Source organism: Methylobacterium sp. J-043 (genome assembly GCF_022829505.1).
GTDB lineage: Bacteria > Pseudomonadota > Alphaproteobacteria > Rhizobiales > Beijerinckiaceae > Methylobacterium > Methylobacterium extorquens_A.
The window spans coordinates 13114-26431 of the sequence record NZ_JAKSYB010000079.1 but is presented as its reverse complement, the minus strand read 5'-3'; the positions used below and the strand labels follow the sequence as shown (position 1 = coordinate 26431).

Genomic DNA, 13318 nt, shown 5'->3' with positions numbered 1-13318 from the left:
GCGGGCCGATGATCGCCATCGAGGCGGTGTCGAAGTGGTACGGCGAGGTCCGCGTCCTGTCCGGCTGCTCGACCGCGGTGACGCGCGGCGACGTGGTGGTGGTGTGCGGCCCCTCGGGCTCGGGCAAGTCGACGCTCTTGAAATGCGTCAACGCCCTGGAGCCGTTCCAGGAGGGGCAGATCACCGTCGACGGCACGCGGGTGCGGGACAGGGCCACCAACCTGCCGCGGCTGCGCGCGCGGGTCGGCATGGTGTTCCAGCATTTCGAGCTGTTTCCGCATCTCAGCGTCATCGACAACCTCACGCTCGCCCCGCGCAAGGTGCTCGGGCGCTCAAAGGCAGAGGCGACCCAGCGCGGCCTCGACCTGCTGGCCCGCGTCGGGCTCTCGGCGCATGCGCAAAAACATCCGGGCCAGCTCTCGGGCGGGCAGCAGCAGCGGGTGGCGATCGCCCGCGCGCTCGCCATGGACCCGGTGGTGATGCTGTTCGACGAGCCGACCTCGGCGCTCGATCCGGAGATGGTCGGCGAGGTGCTCGACGTGATGGTGGAACTGGCCCGCGACGGCATGACCATGATGGTCGTGACCCACGAGATGGGCTTCGCCCGCAAGGTGGCCGACCGGGTGGTGTTCATGGATCGCGGCGAGATCGTCGAGGACGTGGTGAAGGACGCCTTCTTCGACCGACCCCGCAGCGAGCGCGCTCAGCAGTTTCTGTCGAGGATCCTCGCGCATTGACGCCGACAGGCCGACGCCGGCTCCGCCCGTGAGGCGGTCCGGCCGTCGGGTGGCGACGCGTGCGGCTGCACCGGTCTCGGTTGTCAGAACAGCGAGATGAGGACGATGCCGGCCACCATCAGGGCGGCCCCGCCCAGCCGCGACGCGCCGGCCCGCACCCGCTTCATGCCGACCCAGCCGAAATGGTCCAGCGCCACCGAGGTCAGCAGGTTGGCGGTGATCAGGAGGCCGTTGAAGGCGCCCGCGCCGACCTTGTCGACGAAGAGCAGGCCGGCGAACACGGCGACCGCACCGGTGAGGCCGGCCAGCGGCATCCACCAGCGCACCCCCTCGATGTCGGCGCGCTGCGGCAGGGGCTTGGGCCGCAGCAGGAAGACCAGCACGAAGACGAACACCACCGGCAGGAACGAGACCAGGGCCGCGAGCCACGGGTTGATCAGGGCTCCGCGCAGCTGCGCATTCCACACGACGCCGATCGCCTGGAGCGCCCCCGCGACGACGATGAAGGGATAGAGCAGCCGCGGGTTGAGGCCGTGGCCGGTGTCCTTGGTCTCGCCGTCCGCCCCGCCTTTGTCGGGTGTGACGCGGGCGATGAACGTCACGCCGACGGCCATGAGCAGGCCGCCGAGCCAGGGCATCAGCTTGAACCCGCCGCCTTGCAGCCCGAACAGGCCCAGCGAATCCATCGCCAGCGAGGTCAGGATGTTGGCCGTCAGCGTCAGTCCGTTGAAGGGGCCGGCGCCGACCTTGTCGACGAAGGCGAGGCCGCCGAACACCGCCACCGCGCCGGCCACGCCGCCGAGCGGCGCGTACCATGGCATCGCGGCGAGCGTGTCGAGGCTCGGCAGCGGCGTCGGCATCACGAGGAACAGCGTCGCGAAGACGAAGACGATCGGCAGGAAGGAGATTGCCGCGGCAAGGAACGGGTTGACGAGGTGCCCGCGCAACTGCGCGTTCATGGAGTTGCCGAGCGCTTGGAGCGCGCCCGCCACGATGATGAAGGGATAGAGCAGGGCGGCACTCACGCGGGTCGGCCTCCGGATTGGCGAGGAAGTGGGACAGGGGGTGGGATCAGGCGGGGATCAGGCAAGAATCAGGGCCGCGAGGGCTAGCGCCAGCGCCGGCGGCATGACGAGGGCGCCGAGCTTCAGGAACGCCCAGGCGGAGACGTTCTCGCCCTCGCGGCGGATCGCGGTGAGCCAGAGGATCGTGGCGAGCGAGCCCGTGACCGAGAGGTTCGGCCCGAGATCGACACCGATCAGGATCGCCCCCGCCACCGTCTCCGGCACATGGGCGGCCTGCACCGCGGCACCCGCCAGGAGACCCGCCGGCAGGTTGTTCACGAGGTTCGATCCGAACGCGACGAGCGCGCCGCCGGCCCAGGCGGTCGCGGCGGGATCGCCCTGCGCGGCGTGGGCCAGGAGGTCGGCGAGCCGCGCGAGCAGGCCGGTCTTCTCCAGGGACTCGACGAGGACGAAGAGCCCGGCGACCAGCGGCAGCACGCCCCAGGAGACATCCCGGGCGACCGCGACCAGCCCGCCCCGGTTGATCGCGAGCACGACGAGGGTGGTGGCGAGCCCGGCGATGAAGGTCGGCAGGCCGAGTTCGATCCCGGCGGCCGAGGCGCCGATCAGGGCCGCGCCGGTGGCGACGATGCCCCCGGCCGCGATCGTGCCGCCGAGCCCGAGCTTCGGGATCGCGACGTCGGTTGCGACCGTCTCGGCCTTCAGCCGCGCGTTCTGGGTCAGGCGCAGGACGATGTAGGTCGCGAGGATGGCGAGGAGGGAGGGTAGGGCGAAGGTCGCCAGCCAGCGGCCGAGCGGCGGCATGTGCTCGGCGAAGACGACGAGGTTGGCCGGGTTCGAGATCGGCAGCACGAAGCTCGCCGCGTTGGCGATGAAGGCGCAGATGAACAGGTAGGGCAGGGGCTGCTTCACCCCGGCGGCCCGCGTCGCGGCGAAGACGGCGGGCGTGAGCACCACCGCGCAGGCATCGTTCGAGAGGAAGACCGTGACCACCGTCCCGACGACGTAGATGAGCAAAAACAGCCGCGTCGCCGATCCCTTCGCGGCCCGCACCGCGTGGGCGGCGAGCCAATCGAACAGGCCCTGCTTCCGGGCGATCTCGGAGAGCAGCATCATCCCGACGAGGAAGAGGTAGACATCGGTGCCCTTGGCCGCGCCTTCCAGGGCGGTCTGCCAGGGGATCAGGCCGAGGACGACGAGGAGCACCGCGCCGGCCACTGCCCAGATCGCCTCCGGCCAGGAGAACGGGCGCAGGATCACGCCGAGTGTCGCCAGCGCGGCGATACCCCAGGTCGCGACGTTCGGGGTCAGGGTGAGCGCGCCCATCGGCGTCGGGAATCCTTCTCGGTGAGGGTTACGAGGTCGGGCCGCGGGTCACCATGACCTCCCGTTCCGGTTCGGGCCGAGCTGGGTCCCGAACAGGCCCTTCTCCGGCCAAGCCCCGACGGCGTCCGCGTCGCTGCCGATCCCCTTCGAGACCGGGAGCGGTGCGCGCGGGCCGGCCGGCTCGACCGCATCCTCGTCCGTGCCGCCATCGGCATCCTGCGCCCGCACCGCGATCCGCCCTGCGCCGGGCGGTCCGTCGAGGCGCGCGCGATAGCGACCGCCGCCGTCGGCCCGCATCGGGTGCCAGGGGCCGCCGTCGATGCTGTATTCGCACCGAGTGACGGCGGCCGATCCGAGGACGAGGGCCCGGATCTCCGGGTTGGGCCCGGCGCGACGGTCGTCGGCACGGGGTGCGTCGAACGCCAGCCGCCGGTCGCCGGGGGCGGTGATGAGCACGAACGGCCAGGACCGATCGAGTTCCTTGAAGCGCCATGCGACCCCGCCGCGGTCGAGGGCGACGATGGCGTAGCCAACCGGGCCTTCCTCGATCTGGCCGGTGGAGCGGCAGGCCGCGTAGACGGTGCGGCCGTCGTTGGCGAGTTCGTTGTAGTGGGTATGGCCCATCTCCACGAGGCGGACCGGCCCGCGGTGAACGAGGTCGGCGACGCGGACCGCTTCGCCCTCGGCCTTCAGGTCGGCCGGGTAGCTGTGCATGAACAGCGCGCAGTCCTGGCCGCTCGCCTCGGCCTCGGCCAGTTCCCGATCGAGCCAGGAAACCTGCTCCGGCCCGAGCCGGAAGTCGGGACCTCCGGAGCCGGCGCCGCAGATATCGAGGAACAGGCAGCGCGTGCCCGAGACCGTGACGGCGTAGGGAAGGCGCGGCACGCCGAGGCCGGCATAGAAGGCATCGAGGCTGCCGCCTTCCATGTCGTGGTCGCCGGGGATGACGTGAACCGGCAGCCGCAGGCTGTCGATTCCGGCTCGGACGAGGGCGTACTGCTCCGGCCGGCCGTTGTCGGCGTTGTCGCCGGGCAGGAATACGAAATCGAGGCCGCCGACCTCGCCGAGTTGGGCGATCACGGCCCGATAGTCGCGGGCGTTCTCGGCCTGCGGATCCGTCAGATGCAGGTCGCCGACATGGGCGAAGACGAGGAGATCGTCGCGGGTGCTCATCGTCGGCCTCCTCCACGGGGGTTGCGGATTGGATCGCGGGACGGGGACAGGCTGCATACTTCGGGAGGTGCCTGTCTGGATGACGGCATCATCGGGGATGCCCCGGTGATGACGCCCTCGGCGCGGCAAAACCCCCGCAGCAAAACTGGCTGCAGGACATGCCGCCCACAGGGGCAGCCGCCGCTCAAGCTGTTTTGGGCCCCACGGTTCCGTCTTAATCCATCACAACGGCGCGATTATCTGAGAAGGGATGTGGGTGGGGTCGGGATGCGTGCTGTCGGGACGGCTCTGGCGGGGTGTGGTTCCGAGCCGCGATCCGTCGATGCTTCGTGTGAGAGGGGGCGGGGGGAACAGCGTCCCGGGGCGTCGGTTCTCCGAAGGCCCAATCCCATCAGCAATAGGGAGACACGCCATGAAGGCTCTGACCCTCGCTCTCGCGAGCACCCTCCTGATCACGCCCGCCGCCTTCGCCGCCGAGGGCTCGGGAGCCTCCGGGACCAGCCGCTCCGGCACGGCCAACAGCACGGGCGCCAACGATGCTGGTTCCGGCGCTTCGCCCGGCGCGGCCGGTAGCGGCCCCACCTCGGGCGACAAGAGCCGGTCCGGTACGACCAACAGCACGGGCGCCAACGATGCCGGCTCCGGCTCCTCGCCCGGCGCCAGCGGCAAGGGCCACGACGCCCGTTAGAGCCGTATCCGACCTGATTGCATCAGGCCGTCATCTCTCGATCCTCGTTTTGACGCGCAGTCTTTCGACGAACCGGTTTCCGCTTCGTCGGACGGCACTCGAACGGGAGCGGGGAGCGCTGTCCCGAAACGGTGGTCACTGGCTTTCGGGACAATGCAAGAACAAGAGGCCTGAATCGCGTCCCGGACGCTGAAGGGGCTCGGCTCGGCCGGTCACGTTCGGTTGAGGCGTGACGGCAGCGCCTTCCGCGTCACCTTTGAAGACGATTTCCGGCCGCCGTTCCAGCGACGGGGGCTCGGGATGCTCCCCCGAAGCGATCCCTGCGCCGCCCCTCCCGAGTTGGTGCGTCGGCGGCGGACCGTCCGGGTTCCATGCGGTTCCCGGACGGTCCTTGGCGGTCTCCGCTCGACCGCCTTCCCTCGGAGGAAGGCGGCATTTAAGCGGGATCAGTCGTTCTTCACCGTGCCGTCCGGGCCGACCTTAACCTCCTGCTCGCGGTCGGTGAGGGCCAGCTTGATCTCGTACTCGACCGCATTGCCCTCCCGCTCGACCTCGGCCTCGTAGGCCTTGCCGCCCGGCGCCTTCTTCTCGGCGAGCGCGATCGCGTCCTTGAGCGAGACCTTGGCGTTCTGGAAATCGCCCACCTTCAGACGGGTGAAGTAGCGCTCGAACGGCTGGTTCTCGGACTTGTAGAGTTCGCCCGTGTCGGCGTTGACGCCGTGCTCGACGAGCTTGCCGCTCGGGTAGACGACCTTGATCGAATAGTGCGCCGGGTTCTTGCTGTCGGCCTTCTCGAAGTCGGCGTCGATCGCCTTGCCGCCCTTCTCGTCGCCCTCGGCCTTGCCCTCGGCGGTGGCGATGGCCTGCGCGAGGCCGACCTTGGCCGACTTGGCGACCTGCCACTCCTTGAGGTCGCTGTTGGACTTGGTGGCCTCCGTGGCGGTCGGGGCGCGGCCGGTGTTCTCCGGGTTCTTGGTCAGGTCGGGGTTCTGGGCCGCGGCAAGGCCGGTCATCAGGGCCAGCAGGCCGGTGGCGGCGGTGAGGCGCAGGGCGTTCGTCTTCATGTGGCGGGGTTTTCCGTTTCTTGCGTTGGCGGCGCCTGGGGCGCTCGGGCTTGTTGCGGACCCACAGAACGGTCCGAGCCGCCGCTTGGTTGCAGCGCATCACGACGTTCGAGACGTGCTGGTGCGCGCCGCCGATCGCGCGTCGTCGCGATTGAGTGAGCCGGAGCCAGCACGCCGGTTTCTCTCGTCGCGTTGACATATATTCAATTAGAATATAACTAAGTCGCGAAATGGATATAAGGCTGGTCGAGCGAGATTCCCATGAGCCAAGCTGAGTCCGAGGCCGCCTTTCTGGCGCGCTACGATCCCGCCGACTACGCCCGGCCCGCCGTGGCCGTCGATCTGGTGCTGTTGGGTCTCTTGGGCGGTCGCCCGACCCTCTTGCTGCTGAAGCGCGACCGGCACCCGCATGCAGGGCGTTTTACGCTGCCGGGCGGCTTCGTCGGGATCGACGAGGCGTTGGATGAGGCTGCCGCGCGCGTCCTGCGCGAGAAGGCGGGCGGGGCGCAGGCCCATCTGGAGCAGCTCTACACCTTCGGCGCGGTGGAGCGCGATCCGCGCATGCGCATCATTACGGTCGCCTATCTCGCGCTCCTGACCGAGGCGGCCTTCGTCGAGGCACGGACGCGGGCCCCGGCCCTGCTTCCCGGCACGGTCGCGGCGCCGCCCGAGGAGGCGGGATCCGTGACGGTCCATGCGGCCGACGGCGCGGCCCTGCCGCTCGCCTTCGACCACGCCGAGATCGTCGCGCTGGCGATCCGGCGCCTGCGGGGCAAGCTCGACTATTCGGAGGTCGGCTTCGCCCTGCTCCCCGAACGGTTCACCCTGCGCCAGCTCCAGGACGTGCACGAGGCGATCCTCGGCGCGGGCCTCAACAAGCCCGCCTTCCGCCGCCGGATGCTCGACCGCGGCTGGCTCGACCCCACCGGCCGATTCGAGACGGGCACCTCCTACCGCCCCGCCGAGCTGTACCGCTTTCGCCAAACCCCTTCGCAAATTCCCTCGCAAGGAGACTGACATGGCCACGATCCGCCGCTTCGGCGTTCTCTCCCAGTTGCGGAGCGAGGCGAGCCACTACGTGATCCGCTACCGCAACGGCCGCCCGCGCCAGAGCGGGCGCGGCCTCGTCTTCTGGTTCCGCCCGGAGACCGCGAGCATCAGCGAACTGCCGATGGACGACCGCGAGATGACGCTGTTCGTCCGCGGCCGCAGCGCGGACTTCCAGGCGGTCGCGGTGCAGGGCAGCGTCGGCTGGCACGTCGCCGATCCCGAGCGGCTCGCCGCCCGCGTCGATTTCTCCCTCGACCTGCGCACCGGCCGGTTCCAGGGCGAGCCGGTCGAGCGGATCGAGGCGCGCATCGCCGGGCTGGCCAACCAGGCCGTGCTGCAATTCCTCGGGAGCGCGCCGGTGCGCGCCCTGCTCGATGCCGGACCGGAGGCCCTGCGCGGGCAGGTGCAGGCGACGCTGGCCGCCGATCCGTCGCTGGCCGAGATCGGCGTCGCGGTGGTCTCGGTGCGGCTCACCAACCTCGCCCCGTCGAGCGAGCTGGAGCGCGCGCTCCAGACGCCGACCTACGAGGCGCTGCAGCAGAAGGCGGACGAGGCCACCTTCGCCCGCCGGGCGCTGGCGGTGGAGAAGGAACGCGCCATCGCCGAGAACGAACTCGCCACCCGGACCGAACTCGCCCGGCGCGAGAGCCTGCTGATCGCCGAGGAAGCGCAGAACGCCCGCAACCGGGCGCAAGGACGGGCCGAGGCGGAAGGGATCGAGGCCGGCGCGGAGGCCGAGCGCATCCGCATGGTCGAGGGGGCGCGGACCGAGGCCGAGGCCGCGCGCGTCGCGATCTACCGCGACGTGGCGCCGGGCACCCTGCTCGGCCTCGCCGCCCAGGCGCTGGCGGGCAAGCTCGACACGATCGAGCACGTCAACGTCACGCCGGACCTGCTTGCCACCCTGATCGGCGAGGTCCGCCGGCCGGCCGGCCTCCCGGCGCGCTGAGGGAGGGAGGCATGGCCGCGCTGACTCCGCGGGCGGTCTTCGTCACCCGCGAGACCGATTACGAGCTGCTCATCGCCCGGCACGCCACGCGGGGACAGGCCCGCTTCTTCCTGGAGAGCCGTGGCCAGGGTCTCGCGCAAGTCGAGGCCCGCCACGAGCGCTTCCACGCGGTGCTGGCGCAGGCCCGCGCCGCGGTGCCGGGCGAGTGGCGCCAGGCCCTGGTACGGCGGGCCGATCTCGATCGCTTCCTGTTCGCCGCCGACGACGTGGTCGTCGCCGTCGGGCAGGACGGGCTGATCGCCAACGTCGCCAAGTATCTCGGCGCGCAGCCGGTGATCGGGGTGAACCCGGCGCCCGACCTCTATGACGGCGTGCTGGCGCGCAACCCCGTCGAGCGGCTCCCCCGCTTGCTGCCGGCGATTGCCGCGGGCGATGTGGGCATCGAGCGGCGCACCATGGTTCAGGCGGTGATCGACGGGGCCGAGCGCCTGTTTGCCCTCAACGAGATCTTCGTGGGCCACCGCAGCCACCAATCGGCCCGCTACCGGATCGAGGCGCCGCGATCCGGGGAGGCACAAGGGGAGGCGGAGATCGAGGCGGAGGAGCAGTCCTCCAGCGGCCTCATCGTCGCCTCCGGCACCGGGGCCACCGGCTGGGCCCGCTCGATCAGTGAGGCGACCCGGCTCGGCCTGTCGCTCGCCCCCGACGAGCGGGCGGTGGGCTACTGGGTGCGCGAGCCGTTCCCGAGCGTCGCCACGGCGACGCGTCTGCGGGCCGGCAAGCTCACCGATGCGCCGCTGGTCGTCACCTCGCGGATGAACGAGGGCGGCGTGATCTTCGCCGACGGGATCGAGCAGGACTTTCTGGGCTTCGGCTGGGGCCGGCAGGTGCGGATCGCGCCGGCCGACCGGGTCCTGCACCTCGTCACCGGGTGAGCCGGGCGGCGTCGCAGGCCCGAGGTGTTCGGGAACACCGGTTTTCTGGCCGCCCATCCCGTATATGGAACGCGTGCGGGATATCCGTGTGGGTCTCTCGACCACAATCATCCGTAGGGCGCGATCCTGTCGCAAAACCGCCAAGGGTGCCGATCATGGGGCGCGGGATCGCGCGCCGCCAGCGTCGGCGCGGGGTACGACCGATCCGGGAATGGGCAGCACGTGGAATCGGCAGCAGAGCATCGGATGAGCGGTCTCGCCGAGGCGGGGCGGCACGACGACGGATCGGGTGGGCGCCTCGGCGGCCGCGCCGTCCTGCGGGGGCCCGCGCGGCCCGACCTGATCCGCCGGGAGACCCTGGCCGACCTGTTCCGGGCGAGCGCCGCTGCGCGCGCTGACGCACCTTCCCTGATCGACGCCGCCGAGCCCGGCTCGGACGGGCGCCGTCCGGTCCTGACCTATGCGGAGGTCGATGCCCGCTCCGACGCCATCGCCGCCGGGCTTTTCGCCCGCGGCATCGGCCCGGGGGATGTGGTGGGGCTGTGGATGGCCCGCGGCACCGAACTGCTGATCGCGCAGATCGGCATCACCAAATCCGGCGCCGCCTGGCTCCCCTTCGACGCTGAGGCGCCTGCCGACCGGGTCGCGGTGTGCCTGAACGATGCCGAGGCCAAGGCGCTCCTCGTCTCGGAGGCCCTGCGGCCCCAGGCGCCGGAGGGCACGCCCGCCGTCACCACCGAAGCGCTTCTGCGGGCGGGGCAGGGAGCCTCCGCGCCCGATCTCGACGCTGCCGGCCTCGGACCGGAGCACCCGGCCTACCTGATCTACACCTCGGGCTCGACCGGCGTGCCGAAGGGCATCAGCATCAGCCACGCCAACATCTGCCACTTCCTGCGCGCGGGCAACGCCGTCTACGGCCTCTGCGCCGAGGACGTGGTGTTCCAGGGCGCCTCCGTCGCCTTCGATCTCTCGATGGAGGAGATCTGGGTCCCCTATCTCGTCGGCGCCTGCCTGTTCGTGGCGAGCCCGGCGATGATGGGCGACGTGGAATCGCTGCCCAAGATCATCGCCGAGGCGCGAATCACCGTCCTCGACACGGTGCCGACCCTGCTCGCCATGATCCCCGGCGACCTGCCCACCGTCCGCCTCGTGCTGCTCGGCGGCGAGGCCCTGCCCGAGCCCCTGGTGGCGCGCTGGGCGACCGGTGAGCGGCGCCTGTTCAACACTTATGGCCCGACCGAGGCCACCGTGGTGGCGACCGCCGCCGAGATGCGGCCGGGCCGGCCCGTCACCATCGGCGGCCCGATCCCGAACTACTCCGTCTACGTCGCCGACGAGGCGCTGAACCTGCTCGGCCCCGGCGAGCAAGGCGAATTGCTGATCGGCGGCCCCGGCGTCGCCGGGGGCTACCTCAAGCGGCCCGAACTGACGGCCGAAAAGTTCGTCGCCAACCCCTACCCGTCCGAAGGGACCGACCCGGTGCTCTACCGCTCGGGCGACGCGGTCTCGATGACGGCCGACGGCGACATCCTCTTCCACGGCCGCATCGACGACCAGGTCAAGATTCGTGGCTTCCGGGTCGAACTCGGCGAGATCGAGGCGCGCATCCGGGCGCAGGACGGGATCAATCAGGCGGCGGTGGTCTTGCGCCGGGACGACGAGGTCGACCGGCTGGTCGCCTTCCTCGTGCCTGAGCGGAATGCCGCCCTCGACCGCGCGGCGCTCCGAAAGAATCTCGCGGCGCAGATGCCGCCCTACATGGTGCCCGGCCATTTCGAGACGGTCGAGACCCTGCCGCGGCTCACCTCCGGCAAGGTCGATCGCAAGGCGCTGCGGATCGCGCCGCTGACCGTCGCGGTCGCCGACGGCGAGCAGGAAGCCCCCGACAACGAGACCGAAGCCGCGCTGCTGGCCGCCGCCAAGAAGGTGTTCGGCGACGGTCCGATCGGGTTCGAGGCGGACTTCTTCTCCGAACTCGGCGGCCACTCGCTGCTCGCTGCCCGCTTCGTCGGCGCGGTGCGCGAGACCCCGGCGCTCGCCGGCATCACCCTTCAGGACGTCTATAACGGCCGTACCCTGCGGGTGATGGCCGCGAATCTGATCGAGCGCACGGGCGGGGCGGGGGCGCAGACCGCGATCCGCGATCTCAGCTTCGTCCCGCCCCCGCTTCTGCGCCGCGCCCTGTGCGGGCTGGCGCAGGCCATCGCCCTGCCGTTCGTGATCGCGCTGGCCACGGCGCAATGGCTCGGCATCTTCGTCACCTACCTGCTGCTCACCGGCGGCGGGCTCGGGTTCTGGGGCGAACTCGGCGTCCTCCTGCTGGTCTATATCGGCATCAACGCAGTGACCGCGACGGTCGCGATTGCCGCTAAATGGCTGATCCTCGGGCGGACCAAACCGGGGCGCTATCCGCTCTGGGGCGTCTATTATTACCGCTGGTGGCTGGCGCAGCGCCTAACGCCGCTGGTGCACATCAAGTGGCTGCAGGGCTCGCCCGTCATCGTCACCTATCTGCGCCTGCTCGGCGCGAAGATCGGCGACGACGTGCTGATCTCCGACCTCGATGTCGGCGCGGCCGATCTGCTCACCATCGGCCGCGGTTCCTCGCTCGGCGGGCGGCTCGTCATCGCCAACGCCGAGGTCGTCGGCAACGAACTCGTCATCGGCCGCGTCGAGATCGGCGAGGACGTCGCCATCGGCACCTCCTGCGTGATCGGCCCCGGTGCGGTGATCGGGGATCACGCCGAGATTTCCGACCTCACCACCGTGCCGGCCGGCACCGAGGTCGGCCCGGCCGAGGCCTGGGACGGCTCGCCGGGGCGCCGGGTCGGCACCGTCGACTTCTCCGCCCTGCCCGAACCGGCCACCGCCTCGCCCGCCCGCCGGGCGGCCTTCGGCGCGGTCTACGCCTTCCTGCTCGCGGCGGTGCCGGCGGTCGGCCTGCTGCCGATCTTCCCGGCCTTCTACATCTTCGACCAGATCTCCGATAACCTCTCGGAACTCACCGATGTCGATTACCACGTCTACCTGCCGCTGCTGACTTGGCCCACCGCCATGCTGATGACGGCGGGCACGGTGCTGCTCATCGCCGCCATCCGCTGGGCGGTGCTGCCGCGGGCGACATCCGGCACCGTCTCGATCTGGTCGGGCTTTTATCTCCGCAAGTGGCTGGTGGCGCTCGCCTCCGAAGTGACGCTGGAGACGCTCTCCTCGCTGTTTGCGACCGTCTACATGCGGGCGTGGTACCGGCTGATGGGGGCAAAGATGGGCCGGGGCGCCGAGATCTCGACCAATCTCGGCTCGCGCCACGACCTTGTCGCGATCGGCGCCAACAACTTCATCGCCGACGAGGTGGTGGTCGGCGAGGAGGAGATCCGCCGCGGCTGGATGCATCTGCACCCGGTCGAGACCGGCGCCCGCGTCTTCGTCGGCAATGACGGCGTGCTTCCGCCGGGGGCGAGGATTCCCGACGACGTGCTGATCGGCATCAAGTCGAAGCCGCCGGCCAACGCGGCGATGAGCCCGGGCGAGACGTGGTTCGGCTCGCCGCCGATCCGCCTGCCGGTGCGCCAGAAGGTCGATCTCGGCTCCAACGCCCAGACCTTCGAGCCGAGCGTGGCGGCCAAGCTGCGGCGCGGCCTGTTCGAGGCCTTCGCCACCTCGTTCTCGCCGATGCTCTACATCTCGCTCGCCATCTGCGCGATCGACTGGGTGTTCTATCCGGCCATCCTCGCCGAGGATTGGGGCGGGCTGGCGCTCGCCTTCGTGCTCGCGAGCGTCGCCATCGCGCTGATCCAGACCGGCAGCGTCATCGCCCTCAAATGGCTCCTGATGGGGCGCTACCGCCCCGGCATGCGGCCGATGTGGTCGTGGTGGGCCATGCGCACCGAGGCCATCGCCGTCGCCTATTGGGGCTTGGCCGGCAAGGTGCTGCTGGAGCACCTGATGGGCACGCCCTTCCTGCCCTGGATGCTGCGGCTCTTCGGCGTGAAGGTGGGCAAGGGCGCCTGCCTCCTGATGACCGACATCACCGAGTTCGACTGCGTCGAGATCGGCGACTTCGCTGCGATCAACCGCTCGGCGGCGCTCCAGACCCACCTCTACGAGGACCGCATCATGAAGGTCGGCCGTGTCGTGGTCGGGCGCGGCGTCTCAGTGGGCGCTTTCTCGACCGTCCTCTACGACAGCCATGTCGGCGATTACGCGCGGCTGCGCCCGCTCACCATCGTGATGAAGGGCGAGTCGATTCCGGCCCACTCGGAATGGGAGGGCGCGCCCGCCGTGCCGGTGGTGCACGCGGCGGCCGAGCCGGCGGCGCGGGCGGCGTGAGGCCGGCGCCGCCGCAGGGCCTGGATGGCTTCGCCTTACGCT

At 70.6% G+C, this 13318-nt stretch carries 10 protein-coding genes; 6 read left to right on the top strand and 4 right to left on the bottom strand.

All coding sequences use genetic code 11. The annotated features are described in order from the left end of the window. The first annotated feature begins 8 nt into the window (after window positions 1-8). Window positions 9-737 carry an amino acid ABC transporter ATP-binding protein gene (locus MKK50_RS24515; RefSeq protein ID WP_499025842.1) on the top strand — a complete coding sequence of 243 codons (729 nt, stop codon included), beginning with the start codon at window positions 9-11 and terminating at the stop codon, window positions 735-737. An 83-nt stretch (window positions 738-820) separates the two neighbouring features. On the opposite strand, the gene MKK50_RS24510 is transcribed toward MKK50_RS24515, so the two are convergent. Genes MKK50_RS24510 through MKK50_RS24500 form a run of 3 tightly spaced genes read right to left on the bottom strand, consistent with a single transcriptional unit; the run spans window position 821 to window position 4261 of the window. Further along, window positions 821-1762: a DMT family transporter gene (locus tag MKK50_RS24510; RefSeq protein WP_253370020.1), complete on the bottom strand. Its 942-nt coding sequence runs from the start codon at window positions 1760-1762 to the stop codon at window positions 821-823. Window positions 1763-1819: 57 nt separating this feature from the next. Further along, window positions 1820-3088 carry an arsenic transporter gene (locus MKK50_RS24505; protein ID WP_253370019.1) on the bottom strand — a complete coding sequence of 423 codons (1269 nt, stop codon included), beginning with the start codon at window positions 3086-3088 and terminating at the stop codon, window positions 1820-1822. Window positions 3089-3136: 48 nt separating this feature from the next. Next, a complete protein-coding gene (locus tag MKK50_RS24500; protein ID WP_499025797.1) occupies window positions 3137-4261 on the bottom strand; it encodes a metallophosphoesterase family protein in 1125 nt (374 codons plus the stop codon). 412 nt (window positions 4262-4673) lie between these two features. Here MKK50_RS24500 and MKK50_RS24495 point away from each other — a divergent pair, with 412 nt between their 5' ends. Continuing rightward, entirely contained in the window at window positions 4674-4949 is a 276-nt protein-coding gene (locus MKK50_RS24495; protein WP_253370015.1) for a hypothetical protein, read from the top strand. A gap of 446 nt (window positions 4950-5395) precedes the next feature. Here the strand turns inward: MKK50_RS24495 and MKK50_RS24490 are convergent, their stop codons facing one another. Beyond that, window positions 5396-6013 carry a PepSY domain-containing protein gene (locus MKK50_RS24490; protein ID WP_253370014.1) on the bottom strand — a complete coding sequence of 206 codons (618 nt, stop codon included), beginning with the start codon at window positions 6011-6013 and terminating at the stop codon, window positions 5396-5398. A 261-nt stretch (window positions 6014-6274) separates the two neighbouring features. On the opposite strand from MKK50_RS24490, the gene MKK50_RS24485 reads away from it, so the two are divergent. The 4 genes from MKK50_RS24485 to MKK50_RS24470 all read left to right on the top strand — a co-directional run bounded on the left by MKK50_RS24485 (window position 6275) and on the right by MKK50_RS24470 (window position 13276). Continuing rightward, a complete protein-coding gene (locus tag MKK50_RS24485; RefSeq protein ID WP_499025794.1) occupies window positions 6275-7030 on the top strand; it encodes an NUDIX hydrolase in 756 nt (251 codons plus the stop codon). 1 nt (window position 7031) lies between these two features. Then, entirely contained in the window at window positions 7032-8012 is a 981-nt protein-coding gene (locus MKK50_RS24480; protein ID WP_253370010.1) for an SPFH domain-containing protein, read from the top strand. 11 nt (window positions 8013-8023) lie between these two features. Next, on the top strand, window positions 8024-8947 hold the full coding sequence (locus MKK50_RS24475; protein ID WP_499025792.1) for an NAD(+)/NADH kinase: 924 nt from the start codon (window positions 8024-8026) through the stop codon (window positions 8945-8947). A 246-nt stretch (window positions 8948-9193) separates the two neighbouring features. After that, the gene (locus MKK50_RS24470; RefSeq protein WP_499025791.1) at window positions 9194-13276 is read left to right on the top strand and encodes a Pls/PosA family non-ribosomal peptide synthetase; all 4083 of its coding nucleotides are present in this window, start codon (window positions 9194-9196) and stop codon (window positions 13274-13276) included. Window positions 13277-13318 lie beyond the last annotated feature (42 nt).

Excerpts from the sequence above, each read along its gene's own strand:
- MKK50_RS24485 (WP_499025794.1), top strand. The coding sequence starts at position 6,275 with ATGAGCCAAGCTGAGTCCGAGGCCGCCTTTCTGGCGCGCTACGATCCC.
- MKK50_RS24490 (WP_253370014.1), bottom strand. The coding sequence starts at position 6,013 with ATGAAGACGAACGCCCTGCGCCTCACCGCCGCCACCGGCCTGCTGGCC.
- MKK50_RS24515 (WP_499025842.1), top strand. The coding sequence starts at position 9 with ATGATCGCCATCGAGGCGGTGTCGAAGTGGTACGGCGAGGTCCGCGTC.
- MKK50_RS24480 (WP_253370010.1), top strand. The coding sequence starts at position 7,032 with ATGGCCACGATCCGCCGCTTCGGCGTTCTCTCCCAGTTGCGGAGCGAG.
- MKK50_RS24470 (WP_499025791.1), top strand. The coding sequence starts at position 9,194 with ATGAGCGGTCTCGCCGAGGCGGGGCGGCACGACGACGGATCGGGTGGG.
- MKK50_RS24495 (WP_253370015.1), top strand. The coding sequence starts at position 4,674 with ATGAAGGCTCTGACCCTCGCTCTCGCGAGCACCCTCCTGATCACGCCC.
- MKK50_RS24500 (WP_499025797.1), bottom strand. The coding sequence starts at position 4,261 with ATGAGCACCCGCGACGATCTCCTCGTCTTCGCCCATGTCGGCGACCTG.
- MKK50_RS24505 (WP_253370019.1), bottom strand. The coding sequence starts at position 3,088 with ATGGGCGCGCTCACCCTGACCCCGAACGTCGCGACCTGGGGTATCGCC.
- MKK50_RS24475 (WP_499025792.1), top strand. The coding sequence starts at position 8,024 with ATGGCCGCGCTGACTCCGCGGGCGGTCTTCGTCACCCGCGAGACCGAT.